We start from the raw sequence: 26,708 nt of genomic DNA on the forward strand, positions 1-26,708 counted from the left end.
GGCCCGCTACTTGCGCATGACCTCGGGCTCGTGGCGGCGCAGCAGGCGCGCGACCGCGAAGCCGCAGACGACGCCGATGGCGATCAGCACGACCATGTCGAGGCCCCAGACGGCGGCGGTGTGCTCCCAGAGCGGGTCGAGGTTCTTGGGGTTGCCCTTGTCCATCGGGGCCATGATGTGCGAGAGGTCCAGCGTGGCACCGGCGGCGCCGATGGCCCAGCGGGAGGGCATCAGCCAGGCGAACTGCTCGATGCCCGGCGAGTCGTAGATCTTGAACATGATGCCCGTGAAGACGACCTGGACGATCGCGAACATCACCAGCAGCGGCATCGTCTTCTCGGCGGTCTTGACCAGCGAGGAGATGACGAGGCCGATCATCATCGAGGTGAAGCCCAGGGCGATGATGACCAGGCAGAGCTCGGCGGCGGGCAGCGCCTTGAGGATCAGGCCCTCGGCCGGCAGCTTGCGGATGGAGAAGCCGATGGCCGAGATGATCACGCCCTGGATGGCGGTGATGAAGCCGAGGACGATCACCTTGGACATCAGGTACGCCGAGCGGGACAGGCCGACGGCCCGCTCCCGTTCGTAGATCACCCGTTCCTTGATCAGCTCACGGACGGAGTTGGCCGCGCCGGAGAAGCACGCGCCGACCGCGAGGATCAGCATGATCGTGCCGGCGTCCTGGTTGAAGTGCCCCTTGCCCGGTGCGGCGAGCCCGAAGTCGGACGGGATCACCGTGCTCACGCCGCCGAGGACGGCCGGGAGGATCAGCATCAGGGCGATGAAGCCGCGGTCGGAGGCGATGACCGAGCAGTAGCGGCGCATCAGCGTCCACAGCTGGGAGCCCCAGCTCTGCGGCACCGTCGGGCGGACCATCTGCGGCTGGACGTGCACGGACTGCGGGGCGACGGCGTCGATGTCGGCCGCGTACATCTGGTAGTGCTGCGAGCCCTTCCAGCGGCCCGACCAGTCGTAGTCGCGGTAGTTCTCGAACGCCGAGAAGACGTCGGCCCAGGTCTCGTAACCGAAGAAGTTGAGCGCCTCCTCCGGCGGGCCGAAGTACGCCACCGAGCCGCCGGGGGCCATGACGAGCAGCTTGTCGCACAGGGCGAGCTCGGCGACGGAGTGGGTGACCACCAGGACCGTGCGGCCGTCGTCGGCCAGGCCGCGCAGCAGCTGCATGACGTCGCGGTCCATGCCCGGGTCGAGGCCGGAGGTGGGCTCGTCCAGGAAGATCAGCGACGGCTTGGTCAGCAGCTCCAGGGCGACCGAGACGCGCTTGCGCTGGCCGCCGGAGAGGGCGGTGACCTTCTTGTCCTTGTGGATGTCGAGCTTGAGCTCGCGCAGCACCTCTTCGATGCGCGCCTCGCGCTCGGAGGTCGCGGTGTCGCCGGGGAAGCGGAGCTTGGCCGCGTAGCGCAGCGCCTTCCGGACGGTGAGCTCCTTGTGCAGGATGTCGTCCTGCGGGACCAGACCGATGCGCTGGCGCAGCTCGGCGAACTGCTTGTAGAGGTTCCGGTTGTCGTAGAGGACGTCGCCCTCGTTGGCGGGCCGGTAGCCGGTGAGCGCCTTGAGGAGGGTGGACTTTCCGGAGCCGGAGGGGCCGATGACGGCGATCAGCGACTTCTCGGGGACGCCGAAGGAGACGTCCTTGAGGATCTGCTTGCCGCCGTCGACCGTGACGGTGAGGTGGCGGGCCGAGAAGGAGACATCACCGGTGTCGACGAACTCTTCGAGGCGGTCGCCGACCAGCCGGAAGGTGGAGTGACCGACACCGACGATGTCGTTGGGGCCGATGATCTGCTGGCGGACCGGCTGACCGTTGACGTAGGTGCCGTTGTGGCTGCCGAGGTCGACGATCTCGAAGCCGCCCGCGGTGGCCCGGAACTCGGCGTGGTGCCGGGAGACCTGGAGGTCGGAGACGACCAGCTCGTTGTCCAGCGCACGACCGATGCGCATCACCCGGCCGACGGCCATCTGGTGGAAGCGGGTCGGGCTCCCGTCGCCGTGGGCGGACGGAGCGCCTGCGCCGCCGCCGGGCCCTTGCGGGGACTGGGCGGCCTGCTGCGGGACGTACGGCTGCTGGGCCTGCGGCTGCTGCCAGGAGCCCTGCTGCTGCGGGGGATGCTGGTACTGCTGCCCGGGCCAGCCCTGGCCGGCGGCCTGCTGGCCGGGGTGGCCGGGCTGCTGGTACTGCTGTCCGCCCTGCTGCTGCAGCGGCGCGGCGAACGCGGTCTGGGCGTTGTAGAGGTCCGCGGCCGGTGCGGCGGGGGCGGCGGCACCGGAGAGATTCAGCCGCGGGCCGTCCGTCGCGTTGCCCAGGTGGACGGCCGAACCGGGGCCGATCTCCATCTGATGGATCCGCTGGCCCTGCACGTACGTGCCGTTGGTGCTGCCGTGGTCCTCGATGACCCAGCTGCGGCCGCCCCAGCGGAGGGTGGCGTGCCGCCAGGAGACCCGGGCGTCCTCCAGCACCATGTCACCCTGCGGGTCGCGCCCCAGGGTGTACGACCGGGACGGGTCCAGCGTCCAGGTCTGTCCGTTCAATTCCAGTACGAGTTCCGGCACTCCATGCCCCACTATTTGTCCCCCGATGAGCCCCCTGCACGGGGGAGTCTAGGGATGGCGAACATCGGGAGGAACTATTTCAGGCGCAGTCCCCCCACCGAAAGTCGGGAGTGGTGCGGAGGTGTACCGGGCCTGTAACAGGCGCCGTTGACCGATGCGAAACACGCCCTGACAGTAGTAACCGCCCGTAGATGCGATGGATGCGTACGGATCATGAGCATCCGGGCACGTGGTAGGCATCGGGGGGGCCGTGATGACCATGACCAGTGGCAGGCGTGCGGCGCTGGCCGCCGATCTGCTCCTTACCGCAGTGGCCGCCGTGAGCTGGGCCTTCCTGGCGATGGCCGGGGTCGCGGCGCTGGGCCTGCACCTGCTGGGGGCGGACGCGGCGGGCTCGCTGGGGCCGATGACGGCCGCGGTGGTCGTCCTGGCCGTCGGTGGCTCGATCACTCCCTCGGGCTCGGTCGAAGCATTCGGGCTGACGGGCGCGGGGGCGCACACCACCATCGACATCGCGCCACTGGGTGTGGGTCTGACGGGGGCACTGCTGCTGGGCTGGGTCTTCGCCCGGTCCCTGCGCGGCTCGGGAGCGGCCGTGCCCGGCCGTGAGCTCGTCGCGCGGGCGGGTGCGGTGGCCGTCCTGTTCCTGCTGCTGCTCGGCGGGCTCGCCTGGGCGGGGTCGTCGACGGTCACCATCGACGGCGGCGGGCTGGGCCTCGGGAGCCCGGCGGCCTCCGGCGGCAAGGGGCCCGGCCTGGAGATCCCCGGCCTGGGGGACATCGGGGACATCGGCGGCGGTCTGCCGGAGCGGATCGCAGGCCTCGCCGACGCCAAGGCGTCCGTCGGCTTCTCCGTACAGGCCGGGGCGTCGCTGCTCGGCGGGCTGGTCTGGGTCCTCGCCGTGCTGCTGATCACGCTGCTGGCCGCCCGCCGGGCCCCGCTCCCCCGCCGCTGGCGGGCGGCGCACCGGACGGTGCGTCCGGCGGCCTCGGCCCTGCGCGCCGTGCTGGTGCTGGCCGTCGCGGCCGGCCTCGCCGCGGCGGCGGTGGCGGCCTCGGGGGACGGCCATCCGCGGCGGGTGCTGGGCGCGGCCCTGCTCGGGGCTCCGAACGGCGTGTGGCTGGGGATTCCGCTGGGGCTGCTCGTGCCGCTGCGGGGTACGGCGAGCGGATCACTGCTGCAGGTGCTGCCCCATCCCCTCGACACCCTGCTGCGTGCCGATGCCGGGCAGTCGGTGACGGTGGCGCGGCTGGCCGAGCTGGAACCGCTGGTGTGGCTGCTGTCCCTGGCGTGTGCGCTGCTGATGCTGACCGCCGGGGTGCTCACGGCGGCCCGGACGCCGCGGGGCGAGGGAGGACCGGTGGCGTTCGCCGGGCGGTGCGGGCTGTGGCTGGGGGCGGCCGGGGCGGTGGCCCTGCCGCTGCTGGTGCTGGCGACGCGGGTGGAGGTGGGCGCGAGCCTGTCGGTGCTGGGCGTCGACGCGGTGGGGGCCGGGCTGCAGCTGGGCGGCAGCGTGCCGGGGGCGGCGGCCCTGGGCGCGGCGTGGGGCTTCGGGGCCGGTGCGGCCGGGGCGCTGCTGGCGTGTGCGACGGGGGCGGCGGGCCGCCGGGCGTCGCCGTACGCGCGGGGCCTGCACCCGGATGGACGAACGTACCCGGAGCTGGCGTACCGGCCCGGGCCGTACCGTCCCTCACCGGATTACCGGGCCGCGCACGAGGAGACCAACCCGTATCTGCGGCCGCCGGGGGCGGCGGGGCCGGCCGGGGGCGACCCCTTCAGCGCGCCCACGCAGACGAGCCGGGGTCCGGTGCCGCCGCCGCGGCGGCCGCGGGGGCCGTCCGGGTACCGCTACGGCTCCTCGCCGGTGCCGCCGCCGGACGATCCGCCGCCCGTGCCGGGGGGCCGGCGGTAGGTGGTTGCCCAGGACACATGTACGGACGGGCCACGGGGACCGCTACCGTAGGACCACCATGAGCGCATCGCAGATCCCGCCTGCCACCCCTGCCACCGGCGACGATGTCCCGACCCTCCTCGTCAAGATCTTCGGGAAGGACCGGCCGGGCATCACCGCCGGGCTCTTCGACACCCTCGCCGCCTACGCCGTGGACGTCATAGACATCGAGCAGATCGTCACGCGGGGCCGGATCACGCTGTGTGCGCTCGTCACCGCGCCCGTGGGCGGCGCCGTGACCGAGGGCGAGCTGCGGGCCACCGTGCACAGCTGGGCCGACTCGATGCACCTGCAGACCGAGATCATCTCCGGCCGGGGCGACAACCGGCCCCGCGGCACGGGACGTTCCCACGTCACCGTGCTGGGGCACCCGCTGACGGCCGAGTCGACGGCGGCCATCGCCGCGTGCATCACCGACACCGGCGGCAACATCGACCGCATCTTCCGGCTCGCCAAGTACCCCGTGACGGCCGTGGAGTTCGCCGTGTCGGGCACGGAGACGGAGAAGCTGCGCACGGCACTGGCCATCGAATCGGCGATGCTGGGCGTGGACGTGGCCGTCGTGGCGGCCGGTCTGCAGCGGCGGGCGCAGCGGCTGGTGGTGATGGACGTGGACTCCACGCTCATCCAGGACGAGGTCATCGAGCTGTTCGCGGCCCATGCGGGCTGTGAGGCCGAGGTGGCCGAGGTGACCGCGCGGGCGATGCGGGGCGAACTGGACTTCGAGGCGTCGCTGCACGAGCGGGTGGCGCTGCTGGCGGGGCTCGACGCGTCGGTGGTGGAGAAGGTGCGGGCCGAGGTGCGGCTGACGCCGGGCGCCCGCACCCTGATCAGGACGCTGAAGCGGCTGGGCTTCCAGGTGGGTGTGGTCTCGGGCGGCTTCACGCAGGTGACGGACGATCTGCGGGAGCGGCTGGGGCTGGACTTCGCGTCGGCGAACACACTGGAGATAGTCGACGGGAAGCTGACCGGCCGGGTCACCGGGGAGATCGTGGACCGGGCGGGCAAGGCCCGGCTGCTGCGCCGGTTCGCGGCGGAGGCCGGGGTGCCACTGGCGCAGACGGTGGCGGTCGGCGACGGCGCCAACGACCTGGACATGCTCAACGCCGCGGGGCTGGGCGTCGCGTTCAACGCCAAGCCCGTGGTGCGGGAGGCCGCGCACACCGCGGTGAACGTGCCGTTCCTGGACACCGTGCTGTACCTGCTGGGCGTCACGCGCGAAGAGGTCGAGGCGGCCAACACCCACGAGTGAGCCCCCGGGAGCGTCCGGCAGGGGACGGGCCGGCAGGCCGCCCGTCCCGGCCGGCGGTCAGGCGTGCGGGGTCCAGAAGGCGACGAGCCTGCCCACTCCGTGCTCCACGGTCTTCCAGGAGCCGGTGAAGGTGATCACCGCGATCGCGGAGGTCGGAAAGCCGGAACGGTTCATCCGGGGCAGCAGGTCTCCCTCCGCCTCGCCGGCGAGGGCGTCGGCCAGGGCGTGCATCCCGGGGTTGTGTCCGATGAGCACCACGTCGGACATCTCGTCGGAGACCTCGTTGAGCAGGGCGATCAGCTCGCCGAGGGACGCCTCGTACATCCGCTCCTCGTAGACCGTCCGGGGACGCTCGGGCAGCTCGGCGACGGCGAGCTTCCAGGTCTCCCGGGTGCGGGCGGAGGTCGAACAGAGGGCCAGGTCGGGGGTGATGCCGGAACCGGCGAGCCAGCGACCGGAGACCGGGGCGTCCTTGCGTCCGCGGTCCGCGAGGGGTCGCTCGTGGTCGTCCACGTCGGACCATTCGGCCTTGGCGTGCCGGAGGATGATAATCCTGCGGGTCGGATCGGAGCTCATGCCGTCCAGCTTCGCACGAAACGCACGGCGAGGCGCGGGGTGTTGGCAGGCTTGACCCCGCCGGGTGGCGCTCCCGCGCATGCGGGTGCTCATGGCGCCAGACGCCCGGCGGAATGCTGCACGAGCTGCACCACCCGCGTCAGCGGCCCGTTGCCGGCCTGGGTGCCGCTGTCCGCCCTGGCGGGCGACGACAGCAGGGAGAACAGCGCCACGAACGCGGCCGCGGGCAGCGCCCACGCCCACCACGGCAGCCTGGTCTGCGGCCCGGCCTGGGTGCGGGCGGGGGTCTGGGGCTGCTTTCCGGCGGACATGGGGATCGCCTCCGAGCGGTTCGGTGCACCGCGCCGTCGCGGTGTACTACGAACCTACGGAGCGCGGACCGCGCCGCCCATCCGGTATCCCACCCACTCGTCCCTGACCCTGGCCCCCTAGGGGATGGTGGGGACAACCCCACCACGGCCCGGCGCGAGGACGGCCCTTGAGCGCGGGCTCAGGGGCACGGACTCAGGGGCACGGACTCAGGGGCACGGAGAGCGCGGGCTCAGGGGCCCTGGCTCAGGGCGAGGCGATCGTGGCGATCACGGCGATGACGACGGTGATGCCGAGCATCACGCCGAGGATGGTCAGCAGGGCCTTCTGGCCGTTCTTGGGGTTCTCTTCCAGCACGGGCATGCGGACAGTCTCCCACCCCCGCCCGGGCCGCCATCAACCGGGCGTATGGGTCACCCAGGCGCGGCGTATCTCCAGCCAGCAGCGCTGGGTGAGCGAGACCTGCTGGGCGGGCCCGACGGCGACGGGCGCGGTGTCCATGGCGGGGTCCCACCAGCGGGCGCAGACGAGGTGCAGCTGGACGCGGTCGGTGGTGGCGTTGGGGTTGAAGCAGCGGGTGGTGGCGCGGGAGCCGTGGACGCGGGTGTGGCACTCGGCCTCGCGCGGCGGCGCGGGCGCCCCGCGGCCGGCGAGCCCGGCGGCGGACGCCGGCGCGGCGGAGAGAGCGGCGGTCGCCAGCAGCAGCGCCGCCGTACGGCATATCGGGGAGCGCATGACCCGCACCTCCTCCCTGCCCCCAGTGTGCGGGCGGCCGGCGCAGCGCACGACCCGGGAAACGCGCGATGCCCGCCCCGGGGGTCCGGGACGGGCATCGGAGGGCTGCGCCGGACTCCGTCCGGCGAGGTGGGTACTAGGCGCCCATCATGTGCACGCCGCCGTCGACGTGCACGATCTCGCCCGTGGTGCGCGGGAAGAAGTCCGACAGCAGGCCGACGACGCCGCGGCCGGCCGGCTCCGGGTCGGTCAGGTCCCAGCCGATGGGGGCGCGGTGGTTCCACACGTCCGCGAGCTCCTCGAAGCCCGGGATGGACTTGGCGGCCATCGACTTGAGGGGGCCGGCGGAGACCAGGTTGCAGCGGATGCCCTTGGGGCCCAGGTCGCGCGCGAGGTAGCGGTTGGTGGACTCCAGGGCGGCCTTGGCGACGCCCATCCAGTCGTACTTCGGCCAGGCGATCTGCGCGTCGAAGGTCAGGCCGACGACGGAGGCGCCCTCGCGCATCAGCGGCAGCAGGGCCATGGTCAGCGACTTGTAGGAGTACGCCGAGACCTGGACGGCCGTGGAGACGTCCTCCCAGGTGCCCTCCAGGAAGTTGAAGGCGCCCTGCGGGCCGAAGGCGATGGAGTGCACGATGCCGTCGAGGGGCACGTCGTCGCCGAGGTGCTCGCGGACCTTGCCGGCGAGCCCGTCGAGGTGCTCCTGGTTGGTGACGTCCAGCTCGATGACCGGGGCCGGCTTGGGCAGCCGCTTGGCGATGCGCTCCACGAGCGAGAGCCGGCCGAAGCCGGTCAGGATGACCTCGGCGCCCTCGTTCTGGGCGACCTTCGCCGCCTGGAAGGCGATCGAGGACTCGGTGAGGACACCCGTGACGAGGATGCGCTTGCCTGCGAGGATTCCACTCATGGCGATCAGTGACCCATTCCCATTCCGCCGTCGACAGGAATGACGGCTCCGGTGATGTATGCGGCGTCCTCGGAGGCGAGGAAGCGGACCGAGGCGGCGATCTCCTCGGGCTGCGCGTAGCGGCCCAGCGGGACGTTGCCGACGATGCCCGCGCGCTGCTCGTCGGTGAGCACACGGGTCATGTCGGTGTCCACGAAGCCGGGCGCGACGACGTTGACGGTGATGTTGCGGGAGCCCAGCTCACGGGCGAGGGAGCGGGCGAAGCCGACGAGGCCGGCCTTGGAGGCGGCGTAGTTCGCCTGGCCGGGCGAGCCCATCAGGCCGACGACCGAGGAGATCAGCACCACGCGGCCCTTGCGGGCGCGCAGCATCCCCTTCGAGGCGCGCTTGACGACCCGGAAGGTGCCGGTGAGGTTGGTCTCCACCACCGAGGTGAAGTCCTCCTCGGACATGCGCAGCAGCAGCTGGTCACGGGTGACGCCGGCGTTGGCCACCAGCACCTCGACCGCGCCGTGCTTCTCCTCGATCTCCTTGTACGCCTGCTCGACCTGCTCCGGGTCGGTGATGTCGCACTTCACGGCGAGGAAGCCGGCGGGCGGCTCGCCCGAGCGGTAGGTGATGGCGACCTTGTCGCCCGCCTCGGCGAACGCGCGGGCGATAGCGAGGCCGATGCCCCGGTTTCCTCCGGTGACGAGAACCGAGCGGCTCAAAGGATCACCCTTCCGTTTTAGGTGGTGCTGGATACACCGAAACGTATCGGTAGAGGTCACCGAAGAGACAATCGAGCTGCGACAGGGGCGGCCCGCAGTCACTGTTGGATCTCTACAGAAGCCGGTCCGGAACGGCCCGGCGAACCGCCCGGGGAGGGCATGCTTCACTGCGGACACAGACCGAGAGGGAGAGTGGACCGTGCCGCATGAGATCGATCCGTCATTCCTGGCGCTGCCCTTGCGCCAACTGGCCGACGCGGCCCTCGCACGGGCGCGGGCGCTGGGCGCCGCGCACGCGGACTTCCGCTTCGAGCGGGTGCGCAGCGCGTCCTGGCGGCTGCGGGACGCCCGGCCGGCGGGCTCGTCGGACGCCACGGACCTGGGGTACGCGGTCCGGGTCGTGCACGGCGGCACGTGGGGATTCGCCTCCGGGGTGGACCTGACGATGGACGCCGCGGCCCGGGTGGCCTCGCAGGCGGTGGCGATGGCGAAGCTGTCGGCCAAGGTCATCGCCGCCGCCGGCTCCGACGAGAGGGTGGAGCTGGCCGAGGAGCCGGTGCACGCGGACCGGACGTGGGTGTCGTCGTACGCCGTCGACCCCTTCACGGTCCCGGACGCCGAGAAGACGGGGCTGCTCGGCGAGTGGAGCGAGCGGCTGCTGGGCGCGGAGGGCGTCGCGCACGTGGACGCGTCGCTGACGACGGTCCACGAGAACAAGTTCTACGCGGACTCGGCGGGGACGACGACCACGCAGCAGCGCGTCCGGCTGCACCCGCAGCTGACGGCGTTCGCGGTGGACGACGCCACGGGCGGCTTCGACTCGATGCGCACCCTCGCCCCGCCGGTGGGGCGCGGCTGGGAGTACCTGACGGGTGCCGACGGCGCCTGGGACTGGGACGCGGAGCTGGCGGAGATGCCCTCGCTGCTGGCCGAGAAGATGCGGGCGCCGAGCGTGGCGGCGGGCTCGTACGACGTGGTGGTGGACCCCTCCAACCTGTGGCTGACGATCCATGAGTCCATCGGTCACGCCACCGAGCTCGACCGGGCGCTGGGCTACGAGGCCGCGTACGCGGGCACCTCCTTCGCGACGCCCGATCTGCTGGGCTCGCTGAAGTACGGCTCGAAGATCATGAACGTGACCGGTGACCGGACCGCCGAGCACGGCCTGTCGACCGTCGGCTTCGACGACGAGGGCGTGGCCGCCCAGTCCTGGGACCTGGTCCGCGACGGCGTGCTCGTGGGCTACCAGACCGACCGCCGGATCGCCCGGCTGACGGGCCTCGGCCGCTCCAACGGCTGCGCGTACGCCGACTCGCCCTCGCACGTGCCCGTCCAGCGGATGGCGAACGTCTCCCTGCAGCCGGCGCCGGACGGCCCGTCGACGGAGGAGCTGATCTCGGGCGTGGACGACGGCATCTATGTGGTCGGCGACCGCTCGTGGTCGATCGACATGCAGCGCTACAACTTCCAGTTCACGCAGCAGAGGGCATACGCGATCAAGAACGGACGGCTTGCGGGCCAGCTGCGGGACGTTGCCTACCAGGGGATCACTCCGGAGTTCTGGGGCTCCATGGAGGCGGTGGGAGGACCTCAGACGTATGTCCTCGGAGGCGCCTTCAACTGCGGAAAGGCCCAGCCGGGGCAGGTCGCGGCGGTGTCGCACGGGTGCCCGTCGGCGCTGTTCCGGGGCGTGAACATCCTGAACACCACGGCCGAGGCGGGGGGCGCCTGAGGGGCCCTCGTTCGGGCTCGGCGCAGCGGCTTGTGTTCGTGGCTCGCGCCGAGGCGCGGATCAGTGCCTCAACCGGCCGGGGTGCGCGTCTGGGCCGGGGAATGCGCCACGGTGAGCATGGAGGGGGGCCTTGGCCGGAAGGCCCCCTTGAGGGCGTAGGTGATTGGGGGCGGAACATGGTGCTTCTCGACCTGCAAGTACTGGACCCGGCGCTGAGTGATGAGGAGCGGCTTGCCTTCGGCGCGAGCATCGAGGACGACAGCGGTCTGAGTCTCCTCATCTGCCACTAGGCCAGCGGTCACCGCAAAGCTTCACTTCCTGTTGCGGGCCTCCATGCGGAAACCTACGGTGATCGAGTCGATACCGTGAGTGATCCGCGTGGAGATGACCCATGAGCACTGAGAACGTCAAGCCGACGCCGGAGCTTCCGCGGTTCGAGGAGGCCGAGCCCCTCGGACCGCGGGACGCCGAATTCGTCCAGGACCTGATCGCGGTCCTGGAGAAGCACGGCAACGTGGACCGCTTCGGCCTGTGCCTGCTGCACGGCCATTTCCCTGTGGCCGCGGACGAGATCCTGGTCGAGACGACCGACATGGAGGCGCGCACCCTCCACCTCGGCGTCGAGAAGGCGAGCCGCACCCAGCACAAGAAGCCCTCCCAGTGGCGCTTCCTCCCCGGCGTCCACCACTCGCGCCGCGCCGAGTTCGCCGGCGACCCCTACGAAGTCGTCCTGGTGTGTGACCCCTACAGCGGATGCCCGCCCCGGCAATGACCTGCCGGGCCTGGCGGTGCATCGCGCTCGTCGTGGCGACGTTCGGGTGGTGGGCGGCGCAGGCCGTACCGGCACACGCCGTCGGGGCGATGACGTGCGGGAATCTCCGCGCCCAGCAGGTCAGTGTTGATTCCGAACTTCGCTTCATCCACCAGAACCCGGAATTCGTCGAGGTGCGGCAGGTAACCAACATCAAGGTGCCGGAAACGCAGTGGGAGTTCGCCAACGATCTGACGCTCAGTCCGGGCACCCCAAAGTACCAAAATGCTCTGCACTGCCTGCTGCGCAGCACCAACACGTCGCGCGCGACAGGTGCACAGCGTCCGGAATGGCGATCCAATGTTTCCCGGGCGAGCAAGAAGGACGGCCTGATCACCGCACCTTACGAGTCATGGAATCTGCTCAGTTCCGTCGGTGTATTCGAAGTGGGCCCTTGGACGGTCACCGTTCAACGGGACAAGGACTGGGCAGTGGACTTCCGCTCGCCCGGCGCCCTGGTCAACGCCTCGTGGCAGAAGGTCCAGGTCGATCCGGGCAGCCTGAAGATCAGCGATGCCCCCGCCGCGTCGAGCACTGAAAGGGAGAGTCGCGTCTGGAACGGGCGTACGGCCCTGAGCGGCGTCAAAGTAGTGCCGCCGAAGAACCTTGCCCTGGGGTTGAGCTCCCGCTTCACCTGGATCGGTTCGCTGGGCGTCCTCTCCTGGTGGGTCTGTGCCTCGATCGTGATCGCTTGGTCAGCATGGCCATTCCTCGGTTCCGACAACAAGAAGCCCAATGGCAGCTCCAAGACTGCCAATTCAAGAGTTGTGGCCCGGACAGTTCTGCAATGGGCGGGGATGAGCGCAGCCCTCGGGCTGACACTTTTGCTGCTCCTTCACCCTTCTCCCAGCGTAAATCCATGGCGCGCCCTCATCGGGATCTCATCAGGATTCGCCCTCGTCCTCCTCGCGCGACCGTGGCTGTCCCTGAAACAGGGACCGGGAGACAGCCAGAAAGAATTGAAGAGACGCAAGGCCGTGGTGATCACCTCCGCAGCGGCAGCGGCGGCGATCGGGTTGCTGGTGGTCCTAGCCCCTCATCTGTTCGGCCTTCCGCCGAACCTGACACCGAATTCCCCGTCCCCAGCTTCGGGGATTGCGGCGCTGGCCGTACTGGATGTGTCCATGCTGTGGCTGTGGCTGACCGCCATGGCTTCCTGGGCTTGGCGTTTTGCACGAGAGGGAAGGCTGGGCGAATCCCCGTCCGGAACCAATCCGGCGGACAGGGGCGAACACAGGCATCCCCTCCGTCGCATCGTTGCCACCGGGGTCACGCTCGCTGCAGTCGCAATCCTGGTGGTGGCCTTCCAGGCGCTCTCCTTCGAAAGCGGATGGAAACGCGCCAACTGGATGGGAGAAGCAAGCACCGTTCTCGGGGCCGACCACAGAATCATCCTGGGCCGACAGTTGGCGGATTTCGCAGCCATGGGCCCCCAATGGGCATATGCCTACACATGGATTTTGACGGGAATCGCGCTCGTAGCGCTTCTCCACAACACCTCGCGACCAGAAACGCCCCTTGAGCCGAAGGGGGTTCACCTGCTGCCGGTGATCGGCGTATTCGCCATCGTTGTGGCCTTGAGGGGCCCGCGCTTTGCAGGAAGCTCGGCGGAAGTGTACGGATTGTGGCTGCCTCTGAACATGCTCGCCCTCTACGTCATGGTGCTGGTAGGGCGTAGAGCGTCCGTGCTGAGCCGCGTCGACAGAGAAACAGAGACACATTGCGTCGTAGCGGAACTCAGTACCGAGTCGGGTCACAGGAAGCTGATGGAAGACGCCCGCCGTTGCCGGGGCCTGCTCCACCGGCTGCACCTCGTTGATCACGGGCGCGAAGAGGGCACCACAAGGCGGAGTCTGGAGAACCAGCTCCATGCGCTGCACCACTGGCGACCCTCCGCATGTCACCACGACTGCCTGCCCGACCCCGTCTCCGTGGTCGATGTCGCCCTCAGCTGGGGACCGAAACACCACTGGTGGGACAACGCCCTCAACGCTGCGCGCTGGGCCGCCGTCTTCGGAATCCTCCCGAGCATGGTCACCGCCTGGTACGAGAACGCTTACGGCGCCAGGCACTGGACATTCACACTCAGCCAGCCCACAGGCATTCCGGATACCGTCGGGAAGTTCCTGGCACAGGAGATCTGCTTCGCCGGGGCAGGACTGGTCCTGGGCGCGTTGTGGCGCGTACTTCCCGGAGAGCGTGGCCCGACGCGGGCCTTCAACCTGTTCATCGCCTGGCTCGTCCCCATCGGCTTGGTTGCCGCGACCAACCTCGACATCAGCCTCATCGCACTGGGCGAGGAGGTCATGAGCGTCGTTCTGATGCTCATGGTCCTGACGCTGACGAGCATGTGGGTGGACACGGACACGTTCCGCCATGAACGGCACTACTGGACGAAGCGCCTCGGCTTGCTCACATCGGTCTACCAGGTGCATGGCCTTTCCGGGCAGATCGCCTTCCTGATGGGGCAGGCAGTGGCTGTGGTGGGGATCTGGTACCAAATCGTCACTGCGTCGAAGTGACCGCCGACCCCCGCGCCCCGGCCCGACCGCCCACGCTCCGTACGCTCAGTAGGCTCTGACGCGACCCGTAGGGGACACCACGCAGGAGGCCGGTCGATGAGCCCACGTACGAACAAGCCGCACGAGATCGTCGAGCGCGCCCTCGCTCTCTCGCGGGCCGACGGCTGCGTCGTCATCGCGAGCGAGCACTCCACCGCCAACCTCCGCTGGGCCGGCAACGCGCTGACCACCAACGGCGTCACCCGCGGCCGGGACGTCACCGTCATCGCGACCGTGGACGGCTCCGAGGGCACCGCCTCGGGGGTGGTGTCGCGGTCGGCGGTGACCGCCGCCGAGCTGGAGCCGCTGGTGCGGGCGGCGGAGGCCGCCGCGCGGGAGGCGGGGCCCGCCGAGGACGCCCAGCCGCTGGTGGCGGGGGTGCCGCAGTCGCCGCACTTCACGGACGCGCCCGCCGAGACCTCCTCCGCCGTCTTCGACTCCTTCGCGCCCGCGCTGGGCGAGTCCTTCGCACGGGCCCGCTCCGCCGGGCGGGAGCTGTACGGCTTCGCCCGCCACGAGGTGGTCTCCAGCTACCTGGGCACCTCCACCGGGCTGCGGCTGCGCCACGACCAGCCCACCGGCGCGCTGGAGCTGAACGCCAAGAGCCCGGACCGTACGCGCTCGGCGTGGGCCGGGCGGGCCACCCGGGACTTCACCGATGTGGACCCGGGGGCGATGGACGCCGAGCTGGCCCAGCGGCTGGTGTGGGCGCAGCGGAGGACCGAGCTGCCCGCCGGGCGGTACGAGACGCTGCTGCCGCCGACCGCCGTGGGCGATCTGCTGGTCTACCAGCAGTGGTCGGCGGCGGCCCGGGACGCGGCCGAGGGCCGCACGGTCTTCTCGAAGGCCGGCGGCGGCACCCGGGTCGGGGAGAAGCTCTCGCAGCTGCCGCTGTCGCTGCGCAGCGACCCGCACGCTCCGGGCCTGGAGTGCGCGCCGTTCGTGCTGACGGGCAGCTCCGGCGACGACGCGTCGGTGTTCGACAACGGCCTGCCGCTGGCCGCCACGCACTGGATCCGCGACGGCGTGCTGGAGCACCTGCTCACCACGCGGCACAGCGCCGGGCTGACGGGGCTGCCGGTGACCCCGTACACGGACAACCTGATCCTGGAGGGGGGCGGTACGCAGTCGCTGGCGGAGATGGTGGCCGCGAGCGGGCACGACGGGCCGGCGCTGCTGCTGACCTGCCTGTGGTACATCCGCGAGGTGGATCCCGCGTCGCTGCTGCTGACGGGGCTGACCCGGGACGGCGTCTACCTCGTCGAGAAGGGGGAGGTCGTCGCCGAGGTCAACAACTTCCGCTTCAACGAGTCCCCGGTGAGCCTGCTGTCGCGGGCCAGTGAGGCGGGGCGCACCGAGCCGACGCTGCCGCGCGAGTGGGGCGACTACTTCACCCGTGCCGCGATGCCGGCCCTGCGGATTCCGGACTTCAACATGAGCTCGGTCAGTCAGGGCGTGTGACCGGCGCGAAATCGGTTGCGCCGAGCAAATAGACTCGGTCTGTCCGCTGTCCGTCAACCACCACAGGAACGTCACGATGACACGCCTCGGCGACTCCGTCGCGCGCGCCAGCGCACTGCTGGCGCAGGACCTCTCCACCGACTCGACCGTGGAGCAGCTGCTCACGGAGACCAAGGCGCGGCGCTATCTGGACCTGACGGACCTGTCGGCGAAGGAGCAGGCCGAGCTGATCGCCGCGCGCACGGTCGAGGTGCTGCCCGCGGTGACCAAGCTGGCCGAGCGCATCGAGGCACGCCGTGCCGAGGGCAAGGGCCTGCACCTCAAGCTGGGCATCGACCCGACGGCCGCGGACGTGCACCTCGGGCACGCCGTCCCGGTGATCATCCTCAGCCGCTTCCAGCGCATGGGCCACGACGTCACCCTGCTGATCGGTGACTTCACGGCCAAGATCGGCGACCCGACGGGCCGCACGGCGGAGCGCCCGCCGCTGACGGACGAGGACATCGCCGCCAACCTCGCGGGCTACCGCGAGCAGGTCCGGCCGTTCTTCGACTTCGAGAAGGTCCGCTTCGTCCAGAACAGCGAGTGGCTGGCCGGCTACACCTTCCCGGAGCTGCTGGGCGTCCTCGCGCAGGTGCCGGTCTCGCAGCTGCTGCAGCGCGAGGACTTCCGCAACCGTCTGGCGACCGGCTCCGGCCTGACGATGACGGAGATGCTCTACCCCATCGCCCAGGCCCTGGACTCCGTGGCGCTGAACTGCGACGTGGAGCTGGGCGGCGCGGACCAGCTGCTGAACCTCCAGATGGGCCGCAAGCTCATGGAGGTGCACGGTCAGAAGCCGCAGCTGGTCGTCACCATGCCGCTGATCGAGGGCACCGACGGCACGGGCGCGAAGATGTCCAAGTCCAAGGGCAACTACGTGGGCCTGTCCGCGCCCGCCGACGACGTCTTCGGCAAGATCATGTCGGTGCCGGACCGGCTGATGGAGCCCTACCTCAAGGCGTGGACGGAGTGGACGGACGCGGAGGTCGCGCTGGTCCTGGGCCGCATCGAGGAGAAGTCGCTGCACCCGATGGACCTCAAGAAGGTCCTCGCGGGTGAGGTCGTGGCCGCGCTGTACGGCGTGGAGGCGGCGATGGCGGCGCGCGCGGGCTTCGTCGCGCAGTTCTCGAAGAAGTCCTTCTCCGACGTGGAGACCCCGGTGGTGGACCTGGCCGAGCACGGCGAGGAGCCGGCCACGGCCGTGCTGAGCAAGGTGCTGGGCTTCCAGCCGAGCGCCTCCGCCGCCCGCCGGGTCGCCAAGCAGAACGGCCTGCGCCTGGTCTTCCAGGGCACCGACGGCCAGGACGCCGTGGTGCTGCCCGAGGCCGACGCGATCCGCCCGCTGGGCGAGGTGGCGCGGGAGCTGCTGGCCGGGCGCGAGGTGACCGGGGTCTACCTCAAGGCCGGCCGCAAGATCGCCGAGCTGCGCGGTCTGTAACGGACGGAACCGCTAACGGACGCGATCCGTAACGGATCCGCTGCTCCCCGGGGCGGCCGGTGCGCATCCTGCGCGCCGGCCGCCTCTTTCCGTCGGCCGCCTCAGGTGGTCCTGTGCTTCTTCTTGCCCCGGATCCCGACCCACAGCCGGTCGCCGATGGCGACGAGGATCACCGCGCCCGCCAGCTGCAGGAGGTGGCGGATCCAGTCGATGCCCTTGGTGTGCTCGACGCCCAGCGCCTCCGCCGCCCAGTTGCCGAGCAGGGCACCGAGCATGCCGAGAATGATCGTGAGCCAGAGCGGGACCTGCTGCTTGCCCGGCAGAATGGCCTTGGCGATCAGGCCCAGCACCAGGCCGACGACGATTGCCCACAACCAGTTCATGCCGCCTCCTCCTACGGAGCGATGTGGCGTGCTCCGCCATTCTGGGCCCGTGGCCACTACGGCGCACGTCGGACCGGACCGTACGCCGTATGCGCACGTCGGGCGCCTGCCTGCGAGCCAGACCGGGGCGCCCCGGTCTCGTACGCGGCGAGGGTGCGGCGTAACGTTGACTGCGTACGGGCCCGAGGGGCGTCGGCGCGGCAGTCGGGTGGTGGAACGTGATGCGGAAGCTGGGTGGCACGGAGGTCTTCCGGATCACCGGGGCCCGCCAGGGCCTGGCGGAGGACGTGCGCGGGCGTCAGCGCCGCTACGTCATCTCGATGGGGATCCGCACGCTGTCCGTGGTGCTGACCGTGATCCTGTGGAACATCGAGCGCTACGTGGCGATCGGCACGCTGGTCCTGGGTGCGCTGCTGCCCTACGTGGCCGTCGTCATCGCCAACGCGGGCCGGGAGAACGCCCCTTCGCTGCCGGGTACGTTCGTGCCGGCGCCGACCCGTCCCATGCTGACGACCGGCCCGGCGGGGGGCGGCGCGGAACCCGTCCCGGAAGCCGGCCGGGCCCCTCGACGGGATCAAGAGCGCGACCACGGCTGATCCTCCGGTTCCGCCCGGGCAGCCGGGGAACGGTGTGACAAGCTCAAGAAAACCTCAGATCAATCATCTGGTTCGGTGCCCCGGGCCGGGCACCCCGTGACATACTTCGTAGGCGCTCCGCATCCCCCGTCGGAGCGACAGACCGACGCCGGGCGGCTCCCCCCGTGGCTGCCCGGCGTCGCCGTGTCCGCGGGCCCGGATCCCGGGTGGCCGTAGAGTCTGAGGGGTGAACTCCCCCGAGAATGCCGTGATCTGCTCCGCCAAGGGCTGCCGCGCCGCCGCGGTGTGGGTGCTGGCGTGGAACAACCCGAAGCTGCACACCCCCGAGCGCCGCAAGACCTGGCTCGCCTGCGACGAGCACCGCGAACACCTGTCCAACTTCCTCGGCCTGCGCGGTTTCCTCAAGGACGTGGTGACGCTGGAGGAGTGGGAGGCGTCCTCCTCCGGGACGTGACCGCCCCTCCCCGCGTCGGCCGGCCGCCCGGCGCGCGACCGGCCGTCCGGCCCTCAGCCGCCGATGGCCGACATGGGGCGGGCGGGCTGCAGGAACGACGGGTCGTCGAGGCCCGACCCCGCCTTCTTGCCCCGCATGGCCCGCTGCCACAGCCGGGCGATCTCCGCGTCCCCGGCCCCGGAGCGCAGCGCCCCGCGCAGGTCGCTCTCCTCGGTGGCGAACAGGCAGGTGCGTATCTGCCCGTCGGCGGTGAGCCGGGTGCGGTCGCAGGCGGCGCAGAAGGGCCGGGTGACCGAGCCGATGACGCCGACGCGGGCCGGGCCGCCGTCGACGAGCCACCGCTCGGCCGGGGCGGAGCCGCGCTCGTCCTCCCCCTCGGGGGTGAGGGTGAAGCGGGTGCGCAGGCTCGCGAGGATCGCCTCGGCGGTGATCATGCCGTCACGCTGCCAGCCGTGCTGGGCGTCCAGTGGCATCTGCTCGATGAAGCGCAGTTCGTAGTCGTTCTCCACGGCCCAGGCGAGCAGGTCGGGTGCCTCGTCGTCGTTGTGGCCGGGCATCAGCACGGCGTTGACCTTGACGGGGGTGAGCCCGGCGGCGCGGGCGGCGGCCAGGCCGTCCAGGACGTCCTGGTGGCGCTTGCGGCGGGTCAGGGCGGCGAAGACGTCGGGGCGCAGGGTGTCGAGGGAGACGTTGACGCGGTCGAGGCCGGCGTCCTTCAGGGCCCGGGCGGTGCGGGCCAGCCCTATGCCGTTGGTGGTCAGCGACAGCCGGGGGCGGGGGGCGAGGGCGGCGCAGCGCTCGACGATGCCGACGAGGCCGGGGCGCAGCAGGGGTTCACCGCCGGTGAAGCGGACCTCGGTGACGCCGAGGAGGGTGACGGCCACGCGCACGAGGCGGACGATCTCGTCGTCGGTGAGCAGGTCCGGCTTGGCGAGCCACTGCAGGCCCTCCTCCGGCATGCAGTAGGTGCAGCGGAGGTTGCAGCGGTCGGTCAGGGAGACGCGCAGGTCCGTGGCGACGCGGCCGTAGGTGTCGGTGAGCACGGTGCGGCCCCTCCCGCGGACTGAAGACGTACTTCGCTTCGTCGCAGCGTACGCGATCGTCCGCGGAAGGGGCCGTACGGGCGTCAGTGCGCCCCGTAGCCGGTGAGGGCGCGGACTTCGAGTTCGGCGTACTTCTGCTCGTCCGGGGCCTCCTTGGAGAGCAGGGATCCGGCCCAGCCGAGCAGGAAGCCGAGCGGGATGGAGACCAGGCCCGGGTTGCCGAGCGGGAAGTAGTCGAAGCTCAGGCCAGGGAAGAGCGCCTTCGGGTTGCCGGAGACGACCGGGGAGATGATCACGAGGGTGACGGAGGAGATCAGTCCGCCGTAGATCGACCACAGGGCGCCGCGGGTGGTGAAGCGCTTCCAGAAGAGGCTGTAGAGGATCGTCGGCAGGTTGGCCGAGGCGGCGACGGCGAAGGCGAGGGCGACCAGGGCGGCGGCGTTGAGCCGGTGGGCGAAGATGCCCAGCGCGATGGAGATCGCCCCGATGACGACGGCGGCGCACTTGGCGGTGAGGATCTCCTCCTTCTCGCTGGTCCTCCCCTTGCGGATGACGTTGGCCCACAGGTCGTGGGCGAACGAGGCGGAGGAGGCGAGGGTCAGGCCCGCGACGACGGCGAGGATGGTGGCGAAGGCGACCGCGGAGATCACGGCGAGCAGGATCGCGCCGCCGGTGGAGCCGGCGCCGCCGCCGACCTCCTGGGCGAGCAGCGGTGCTGCGGTGTTGCCGGACTCGTTGGAGGCGATGATCGCCTTGGGGCCGACCAGGGCCGCGGCGCCGAAGCCGAGCGCGATGGTCATCAGGTAGAAGGCGCCGATGATGCCGATGGCCCAGTTCACCGACTTCCGGGCGGCCCGGGCGGTGGGCACGGTGTAGAAGCGGATGAGGATGTGCGGGAGCCCGGCGGTGCCGAGGACGAGCGCGAGGCCGAGCGAGATGAAGTTGAGCTTGGAGGTCCCGTCCTTGCCGTACTGCAGGCCCGGCTCCAGGAAGGCGCGGCCCTTGCCGCTCTCCTCGGCGGCGCGCCCGAGCAGGGTGGAGAGGTTCCAGTGGAACTTGCTGAGCACCAGGACGGTGATCAGCAGGGTGCCCACGATGAGCAGGACGGCCTTGACGATCTGCACCCAGGTGGTGCCCTTCATGCCGCCGATGGTCACGTAGAGGACCATCACCAGACCCACGAGGAGGATGATCCAGCGCCGCGAGCCCTCACCGGTGGCGCCGAGGAGCAGGGCCACCAGGGCGCCCGCGCCGACCATCTGGGCGAGCAGGTAGAAGATCGAGACGACGATCGTGGAGGTGCCGGCGGCGGTGCGCACGGGGCGCTGCTTGAGGCGGTAGGCGAGCACGTCGGCCATGGTGAAGCGGCCGGAGTTGCGCAGCGGCTCGGCGACGAGCAGCAGGGCGACCAGCCAGGCGACGAGGAATCCGATGGAGTAGAGGAAGCCGTCGTAGCCGAAGAGGGAGATGGCGCCGGCGATGCCGAGGAAGGAGGCGGCGGACATGTAGTCGCCGGAGATCGCCAGGCCGTTCTGGAAGCCGGTGAAGGAGCGGCCGCCGGCGTAGAAGTCGGTGGCGTCCTTGGTCTGCCGGCCGGCCCAGACGGTGATGCCGAGGGTGATGGCGACGAAGACGGAGAAGAGGCTGATGATCAGGGTGCGGTGGTCGCCGGCGCCTCCGGCGGCCAGCGGGTGGGCGGTGGCGCCCGCCAGGGCGGTGCTCGGGCTCATTCCCCTGCCTCCATACGGGCCTTGAGGGCCTCGGCCTTCGGGTCGATCCTGGCCTCGGCGTGCTTGGCGTACCACCAGGCGATGAGGAAGGTGGTGAGGAACTGCGCGAGGCCGAAGACCAGGGCGATGTTGATGTTGCCGACGACGATGGTGTCCATGAACCCGCCGGCGTAGTTGGAGAGCAGGACGTAGAGCAGGTACCAGCTGACGAAGGCGAGGGTGAGCGGGAAGGCGAAGGAGCGGTGTGCGCGGCGCAGTTCGCCGAACTCCGCGCTCGTCTGCATGTCGGTGAAGCTGCCGGGCTGAGCGGGGATGGCGGGGCGGACGGGCTCGTCGGGCCCCTCGGCTGTGGACGGTGTCGTTCCCACGGCCTCTTCTGAGTCCACGGTCTCTCCTGACAAGTGAATGCGGGGGCGCGAGCCAAGCCTGTGACTCGGATCACGCATCGTAGAGCGACACCGCAGTATGCGACAGGGGGCGGTTCACCGAATGTCGCAGTGGTGGCCGCGGCGGGCAAAACCGCCCGGGCGCGGCCTCGTTGAGCCTGGTGTGAGCACTGCCCCGGCCTCCCCGCCGCCGTCCCCCGGCCGTCGCCCCTTCGGGAGCGTCAGGTTGACGGCTCCGCTGCCGGCCGTGACCCCGGGCCGGCCTGCGGTCCTTCCCGCGGCGGTCCGCTGGTACGGACCACAGCTGGTGCTGCCGCCGCTGAGCATCGGGGCACTGCGCGGGCCGGGTGCGCCGTCCCGCCGCCCCGGCTGACGGGACGTCGTCAGGGACAACGATGCCGTACTCCCCCAGGTTTCCGGGGGAATTCATTGCCCGGCGCCATGATCGGCGATAGCTTCACTCGTCATGCACCCGCCCACGCACACCTGTGCGGCCGGGCGGATTTCCGGATGATGTGGAGGACCCATGGATCGTCTGCGCTCCAGACGGCGGCACGCCCTGCTGGCGGCCCCCGTCGGACTGGCCCTCACCGCTTCCCTCGGCTTCCTGCCCGGTGCCGCCTCGGCGGCCGGCCAGGACGGCGCCGCCCCGAAGGCCGCCGTGACGACGGACGGCCCGCAGCTGTCGTACGTGGTGAACACGCGCACCGACCGGGCCACGCTGGCGAAGGTGAAGAAGGCCGTGAAGCAGGCCGGTGGCACCGTCGTGGTCTCCTACGACAAGATCGGCGTGATCGTCGCGCACGCGAAGAACCCCGAGTTCGCGAAGACCCTGCGGGCGTTGCCCGGCGTGGAGTCGGCGGGTGCCACCCGTACCGCCCCGCTGAAGTCCGCGGCGACGACCGACTACGGCAAGCCGGAGAAGCTGAAGCTGTCCAAGGAGGGCGCGCGTTCCCTGGCCGCCTCGGCCGGCACCGGCAAGGAGCCGCTGGAGGGCCTGCAGTGGGACATCGGCGCCATCGGCGCCGACAAGGCCGCGAAGGTCAACCCGGGCAGCAGGAACGTCACCGTCGCCGTCATAGACACCGGCGTGGACGACACCCACCCCGACCTCGCCCCGAACTTCGCCGCGGGCCAGTCCGCCAGCTGCGTCTCCGGCAAGGCCGACACCACCCCCGGCGCCTGGCGGCCGTTCGACCCGGCCGAGGACTACCACGGCACGCACGTGGCCGGTTCCATAGCCGCGGCCCGCAACGGCGTCGGCGTGGCCGGTGTCGCCCCGGGCGTGAAGGTCTCCGGCATCAAGGTGAGCACGCCGAAGGACAGCTTCTTCTACGCGGAGAGCGTCGTCTGCGCCTTCGTCTTCGCTGCCGACCACGGCGCCGCGGTGACGAACAACAGCTACTACGTCGACCCGTGGATGTTCAACTGCCCGGACAACGCCGACCAGAAGGCGATAGCCGACGCGGTCGGCCGGGCCTCGAAGTACGCCCAGGACAAGGGCGTCGTCAACGTCGCCTCCGCGGGCAACTCCAACTTCGACCTGGCGGCCAAGGAGATCACCGACGCCTCCAGCCCGAACGACAGCACCCCGGGGCCGCGGAAGGTGGACCCGAAGAAGTGCCTGGACGTGCCGGCGCAGCTGCCCGGCGTCGTCACCGTCGCGGCCACCGGCGTGAACTCCCAGAAGTCGTTCTACTCCAACTACGGCAAGGACGCGATCGACGTCGCGGCCCCCGGCGGCGACACGTACCAGGTGCCGGAGCTGCCGGCCAAGGACGGCCGCATCCTGTCCACCATGCCGGGCGGCGACTGGGCCTACCTGCAGGGCACCTCGATGGCCGGCCCGCACGTGGCGGGCGTGGCGGCGCTGCTGAAGAGCGCCCACCCGAAGTCCAGCCCGCAGGAGATCCAGTGGCTCCTCAAGGCGCAGGCGAAGAACCCGGGCTGCCCCACCACGGCCTACGACCCGGACGGGAAGGGTAGCTGGAAGGCCGCCTGCACCGGCACGAAGCACGTGAACAGCTTCTACGGCTACGGCATCGTGGACGCTCTGGCGGCGGTCCAGGACTGACCCGGCCGCCGGCCCGTGGAGGGGCCGGGTGGCTGCTGCCCGGTCCCTCCCCCTCCACCGTCGCACCCGAGGACCCCGAAGACCAGCAGGCTCTGGGCGGCCAGGTACGTCAGCATGATCCACAGCTGGGGTGCGGGGGCCTGCGGCCACCCGGCGAGCCCGCTGGCGATGAGCGTGTCCGACAGCAGGAACAGCGCCCCGCCGGCCACGGCCCGCCACGCCGCGGTCCGCGTCGCGCCCAGCGCCATCGCCGTCAGCAGCGCGCTGTAGAGGACGACGGGCACCCGCAGCCCCGGCTCCAGTCCGGGCCACAGCAGGACCACCGTGACCAGCCAGACGACGGCGTAACCGGCGGCCGGCCGGTACGTACGGGCCGCGCCCGCGCCGCCGTGCCGGGCGAAGAGCAGCAGGTAGCAGACGTGGCCGGCCGCGAACGACCCCATGCCCAGCAGGAAGACGACGTCACCGCCGGCCTGGAGCGCGGTGTCGCCGCCGCAGCCGAACAGCAGTGCCGCGGCGAGCAGCCGCGGTCCGCCGCGGGCGAGGACGTACGCGGCCAGCAGCGGCATCAGGGCGGGCTTGGTGGCGTGGGCGAGCTGCGGGACGTCCGCGAGGAGGGCGGCCAGGTGGGCCGCCGCGGCCGCGGCGAACGCCGCGAGCACCGCCCGGGCGGTGCGTGCCGCGCGGGCCGTTCTCACGCGACCCGCTCCGGCAGACCCGCGGCGCTCCCGGCCGGACCGCCCGCCGACGGCGCCGGGGGCTCCGCGGCCTGCGGCTTCCAGCCCGGCCCGCGGAAGACGCGCCCGGCCCGCTCCCGCCAGGTGTGCGCCGCCTTGAGGTCGCGGCCGATGGCGGCGTACTCGTGGGTGGCGACGCGCAGCGGGTTGTGGGTGTCGATGTTCTTCGTCAGGCCGTAGACGGGGCGTTCGCGCTCGGCGACGAACGAGCCGAACAGCCGGTCCCAGACGATGAGGATGCCGCCGAAGTTGCGGTCCAGGTAGCCGCCCTGCGAGGCGTGGTGGACGCGGTGGTGCGAGGGGGTGTTCAGGACGTACTCCACCGGCCGCGGCAGCCTGCCGATGCGCTCGGTGTGCACCCAGAACTGGTAGACGAGGTTGACCGACGAGCAGAACGCCACCGCCGCAGGGTGCACGCCGGCCGCGACCATCGGCACGTAGAACGGCCAGACCGTGAGCGACGTCCACGGCTGGCGCAGGGCGGTCGTGAAGTTGAACTTGCGGCTGGAGTGGTGCACCACGTGGCACGCCCACAGGATCCGTACGACGTGGTGGCCGCGGTGCGACCAGTAGTAGAAGAAGTCCTGCGCGAGGAGCATCGGCGGCAGCGTCCACCACAGGACGGGCACGCGCAGTGGCGTCAGCTCGTACAGGGCGGTGTAGACCGCGACGATGGGGATCTTCCAGAGGGCGTCGAAGACCAGGCTGCCCAGGCCCATGCCGATGCTGGTGGCCGCGTCCTTGGCCGCGTAGCCCTCGGCATGGTCGTCGGGGCGCAGCCGGTAGCTGACCATCTCCACGGCAGTGAGCAGGACGAAGGCGGGGACTGACCACAACACGACATCGGGGAGGTGCGGCATGGCCGCACCATAAGGGCGCCGACGGGGGTGCCGCTAGGGGTTGTTACCCCCGGGTACCGAAGTCGGTTACCCCGAGTTCGGTGGCGGGGGCACCGAGGCCCCGCGGGCGGCCCGGAAAACCCGTGGCCTGCCCGGATGCCCTCTCCTTAGAATCGCGGTGCGGGGGCGGCTCCGCGGTGTGCTTCCTTCTCGTTCTTCTATGAAACCAGCGCGCCCACTCTCCGCCCCCGCTCGCTGTTTTCTCAGGGGGAATCCGTCGTGTCCACACTGCACTCCGTGCTGCTCCGCCGCGCCCGGACGGTCTACGTCGACCACGAGCCGGCCGCCCCGCCCTCCGGGGTCCTCGATGCCCAAGTGGCGGCCGGACTCACCGCCCTGGAAGCGGAGTTGCTCGACCGCGGGCACGCGCTGACCGAGCCGCTGCGCACCGCCCTGGCCGCCGCGGGGGCGGAGGCCCTCGCCGATTCCGGGCGCGGGCTGCTGCGTGCGATCGACGCACAGCTGGGGGCGGACCGTACGCACATGCCGCTGTTCCGCGGCTTCCCGCACTCCGTGCCCGAGGACGCGTCCGCGCTGTACGTGGACCGCGTGTTCGCCCTGTTGCTGCAGCGGCCGGAGCAGCCGTGCGTGCTGTGCGGCACGCACGGCGTCGTGCACCCCGTCTCGCCGTGCGCGCATCTGGTGTGCCGTTCCTGCTGGGACGGCGCGGACTACGCGGGCTGCCCGCTGTGCCACCGCCGCATCGACCGGTCGGAGCCGTTCCTGCGTCCCGCGCGCCCGGCCGGCGCCGGGGAGCGCAGCCTGCCGGGCGGGCCGCTGCGGCTGCTGGTCCTCGGCGCCTCGCGCACGCAGGACGCCGGTGCCGAGCTGGCCGGTCTGCTGGCACGGCCCACCCCGCTCTCGCCCCAGGACCGCGAGGACGTCGCGGTGCTGCTGGCGCACGCCGTACCGGGCGGGCTCGGCTGGCTGCCCGCCGAGGTGCCCGTGCGCGCGACCAAGGCGCTGGTGCTGGGCACCGTGCTCCGCGACGGCGGCCCCGACGCGGCCGCGGCCGTGCGGGAGCGGCTGCCGCAGTTGCTGACGACGGCCACGGACGTGCTGCGGCTGCTGTGCGTGTGGTCCGGCGGCGAGGCGGACCTGCTGACGGTGCCGCGTCTGCGCAGCGTGCCGCGCGCCCTGCGGCGCGAACTGCTGTGCGTGCTCGACGGGTTCGAGGTGTCCGCGCTCGTCGAGGACCTGCGGCGGCATCCGGCGGCGTGGAAGCGCGCGGCGGAGGTCCTGCACCCGTTCGAACACCACGCGCGGCACCCGCGCGCGGCGCTGGCCTTCGCCGCGCTGCGCGGCACGGATGCGGCCGCGCCCGGGGCGCTGGGCGAGGCCCTGCGGCGCACG

General features: G+C 71.3%; 24 protein-coding genes. 11 read left to right on the forward strand and 13 right to left on the reverse strand.

Annotation, left to right across the window (positions count from 1 at the left end; genetic code table 11):
* Positions 1-6: 6 nt before the first annotated feature.
* Positions 7-2,568 (reverse strand): ABC transporter ATP-binding protein/permease, encoded by a 2,562-nt coding sequence (locus LE181_RS24840; RefSeq protein WP_443742925.1) that lies wholly within the window; start codon positions 2,566-2,568, stop codon positions 7-9.
* Positions 2,569-2,821: 253 nt separating this feature from the next.
* Here LE181_RS24840 and LE181_RS24845 point away from each other — a divergent pair, with 253 nt between their 5' ends.
* Positions 2,822-4,480, forward strand: a complete 1,659-nt coding sequence (locus tag LE181_RS24845) for a streptophobe family protein (protein ID WP_225663719.1) — start codon at positions 2,822-2,824, stop codon at positions 4,478-4,480.
* A 58-nt stretch (positions 4,481-4,538) separates the two neighbouring features.
* On the forward strand, positions 4,539-5,771 hold the full coding sequence (serB, locus tag LE181_RS24850) for a phosphoserine phosphatase SerB (RefSeq protein WP_225663720.1): 1,233 nt from the start codon (positions 4,539-4,541) through the stop codon (positions 5,769-5,771).
* 57 nt (positions 5,772-5,828) lie between these two features.
* Here serB and LE181_RS24855 read toward each other — a convergent pair whose 3' ends face one another.
* The 6 genes from LE181_RS24855 to fabG form a co-directional block, all read right to left on the reverse strand.
* Positions 5,829-6,347 (reverse strand): SixA phosphatase family protein, encoded by a 519-nt coding sequence (locus tag LE181_RS24855; RefSeq protein WP_225663721.1) that lies wholly within the window; start codon positions 6,345-6,347, stop codon positions 5,829-5,831.
* A gap of 89 nt (positions 6,348-6,436) precedes the next feature.
* Positions 6,437-6,658 carry a hypothetical protein gene (locus LE181_RS24860; protein WP_225663722.1) on the reverse strand — a complete coding sequence of 74 codons (222 nt, stop codon included), beginning with the start codon at positions 6,656-6,658 and terminating at the stop codon, positions 6,437-6,439.
* A gap of 244 nt (positions 6,659-6,902) precedes the next feature.
* The gene (locus tag LE181_RS32285; protein WP_263869375.1) at positions 6,903-7,019 is read right to left on the reverse strand and encodes an SGM_5486 family transporter-associated protein; all 117 of its coding nucleotides are present in this window, start codon (positions 7,017-7,019) and stop codon (positions 6,903-6,905) included.
* A gap of 33 nt (positions 7,020-7,052) precedes the next feature.
* Positions 7,053-7,391, reverse strand: a complete 339-nt coding sequence (locus LE181_RS24865) for a hypothetical protein (RefSeq protein ID WP_225663723.1) — start codon at positions 7,389-7,391, stop codon at positions 7,053-7,055.
* A gap of 136 nt (positions 7,392-7,527) precedes the next feature.
* Positions 7,528-8,298, reverse strand: coding sequence for an enoyl-ACP reductase FabI (gene fabI / locus LE181_RS24870; protein WP_225663724.1), 771 nt, complete (start codon positions 8,296-8,298; stop codon positions 7,528-7,530).
* 5 nt (positions 8,299-8,303) lie between these two features.
* Positions 8,304-9,008 carry a 3-oxoacyl-[acyl-carrier-protein] reductase gene (gene fabG / locus LE181_RS24875; protein WP_225663725.1) on the reverse strand — a complete coding sequence of 235 codons (705 nt, stop codon included), beginning with the start codon at positions 9,006-9,008 and terminating at the stop codon, positions 8,304-8,306.
* A gap of 199 nt (positions 9,009-9,207) precedes the next feature.
* Here fabG and LE181_RS24880 point away from each other — a divergent pair, with 199 nt between their 5' ends.
* The 5 genes from LE181_RS24880 (at position 9,208) to tyrS (ending at position 17,053) form a co-directional block, all read left to right on the forward strand.
* Complete coding sequence (locus tag LE181_RS24880) at positions 9,208-10,740, forward strand: TldD/PmbA family protein (RefSeq protein WP_225663726.1); 1,533 nt, start codon at positions 9,208-9,210, stop codon at positions 10,738-10,740.
* Positions 10,741-11,131: 391 nt separating this feature from the next.
* Positions 11,132-11,512 (forward strand): hypothetical protein, encoded by a 381-nt coding sequence (locus tag LE181_RS24885; RefSeq protein WP_225663727.1) that lies wholly within the window; start codon positions 11,132-11,134, stop codon positions 11,510-11,512.
* Between the two features lie 32 nt (positions 11,513-11,544).
* Positions 11,545-14,073 (forward strand): DUF6185 family protein, encoded by a 2,529-nt coding sequence (locus LE181_RS24890; protein WP_225663728.1) that lies wholly within the window; start codon positions 11,545-11,547, stop codon positions 14,071-14,073.
* Between the two features lie 96 nt (positions 14,074-14,169).
* A complete protein-coding gene (locus LE181_RS24895; RefSeq protein ID WP_225663729.1) occupies positions 14,170-15,573 on the forward strand; it encodes a metallopeptidase TldD-related protein in 1,404 nt (467 codons plus the stop codon).
* A gap of 76 nt (positions 15,574-15,649) precedes the next feature.
* Positions 15,650-17,053 (forward strand): tyrosine--tRNA ligase, encoded by a 1,404-nt coding sequence (tyrS, locus tag LE181_RS24900; protein WP_225663730.1) that lies wholly within the window; start codon positions 15,650-15,652, stop codon positions 17,051-17,053.
* Between the two features lie 101 nt (positions 17,054-17,154).
* Here the strand turns inward: tyrS and LE181_RS24905 are convergent, their stop codons facing one another.
* Positions 17,155-17,436 carry a GlsB/YeaQ/YmgE family stress response membrane protein gene (locus LE181_RS24905; RefSeq protein WP_225663731.1) on the reverse strand — a complete coding sequence of 94 codons (282 nt, stop codon included), beginning with the start codon at positions 17,434-17,436 and terminating at the stop codon, positions 17,155-17,157.
* Positions 17,437-17,657: 221 nt separating this feature from the next.
* On the opposite strand from LE181_RS24905, the gene LE181_RS24910 reads away from it, so the two are divergent.
* Both LE181_RS24910 and LE181_RS24915 read left to right on the forward strand, forming a co-directional pair.
* On the forward strand, positions 17,658-18,032 hold the full coding sequence (locus tag LE181_RS24910; RefSeq protein ID WP_225663732.1) for a DUF3099 domain-containing protein: 375 nt from the start codon (positions 17,658-17,660) through the stop codon (positions 18,030-18,032).
* A 226-nt stretch (positions 18,033-18,258) separates the two neighbouring features.
* Positions 18,259-18,486 (forward strand): hypothetical protein, encoded by a 228-nt coding sequence (locus LE181_RS24915; RefSeq protein WP_225663733.1) that lies wholly within the window; start codon positions 18,259-18,261, stop codon positions 18,484-18,486.
* 53 nt (positions 18,487-18,539) lie between these two features.
* Here the strand turns inward: LE181_RS24915 and moaA are convergent, their stop codons facing one another.
* The 3 genes from moaA to LE181_RS24930 all read right to left on the reverse strand — a co-directional run bounded on the left by moaA (position 18,540) and on the right by LE181_RS24930 (position 21,573).
* On the reverse strand, positions 18,540-19,529 hold the full coding sequence (moaA, locus tag LE181_RS24920) for a GTP 3',8-cyclase MoaA (RefSeq protein ID WP_225663734.1): 990 nt from the start codon (positions 19,527-19,529) through the stop codon (positions 18,540-18,542).
* An 83-nt stretch (positions 19,530-19,612) separates the two neighbouring features.
* Complete coding sequence (locus tag LE181_RS24925; protein WP_225663735.1) at positions 19,613-21,259, reverse strand: monocarboxylic acid transporter; 1,647 nt, start codon at positions 21,257-21,259, stop codon at positions 19,613-19,615.
* Positions 21,256-21,573 carry a DUF485 domain-containing protein gene (locus LE181_RS24930; RefSeq protein ID WP_225663739.1) on the reverse strand — a complete coding sequence of 106 codons (318 nt, stop codon included), beginning with the start codon at positions 21,571-21,573 and terminating at the stop codon, positions 21,256-21,258. The genes LE181_RS24925 and LE181_RS24930 overlap by 4 nt, the downstream gene beginning before the upstream one ends.
* A 598-nt stretch (positions 21,574-22,171) precedes the next feature.
* Here LE181_RS24930 and LE181_RS24935 point away from each other — a divergent pair.
* Positions 22,172-23,719, forward strand: a complete 1,548-nt coding sequence (locus LE181_RS24935) for a S8 family serine peptidase (RefSeq protein ID WP_225663736.1) — start codon at positions 22,172-22,174, stop codon at positions 23,717-23,719.
* Here the strand turns inward: LE181_RS24935 and LE181_RS24940 are convergent.
* A complete protein-coding gene (locus LE181_RS24940; protein WP_225663737.1) occupies positions 23,680-24,417 on the reverse strand; it encodes a lysoplasmalogenase in 738 nt (245 codons plus the stop codon). The genes LE181_RS24935 and LE181_RS24940 overlap by 40 nt on opposite strands.
* Positions 24,414-25,316 (reverse strand): sterol desaturase family protein, encoded by a 903-nt coding sequence (locus LE181_RS24945; protein ID WP_225663738.1) that lies wholly within the window; start codon positions 25,314-25,316, stop codon positions 24,414-24,416. Before LE181_RS24945 ends, LE181_RS24940 begins: the two co-directional genes overlap by 4 nt.
* Positions 25,317-25,574: 258 nt before the next feature.
* Here LE181_RS24945 and LE181_RS24950 point away from each other — a divergent pair.
* Positions 25,575-26,708 (forward strand): RING finger family 4 domain-containing protein (locus LE181_RS24950; protein ID WP_308103358.1); only part of this gene is annotated, 1,134 nt, incomplete at its 3' end.

It is taken from the genome of Streptomyces sichuanensis, from assembly GCF_020328095.1.
Taxonomy (GTDB): Bacteria; Actinomycetota; Actinomycetes; order Streptomycetales; family Streptomycetaceae; genus Streptomyces; species Streptomyces cinnamoneus.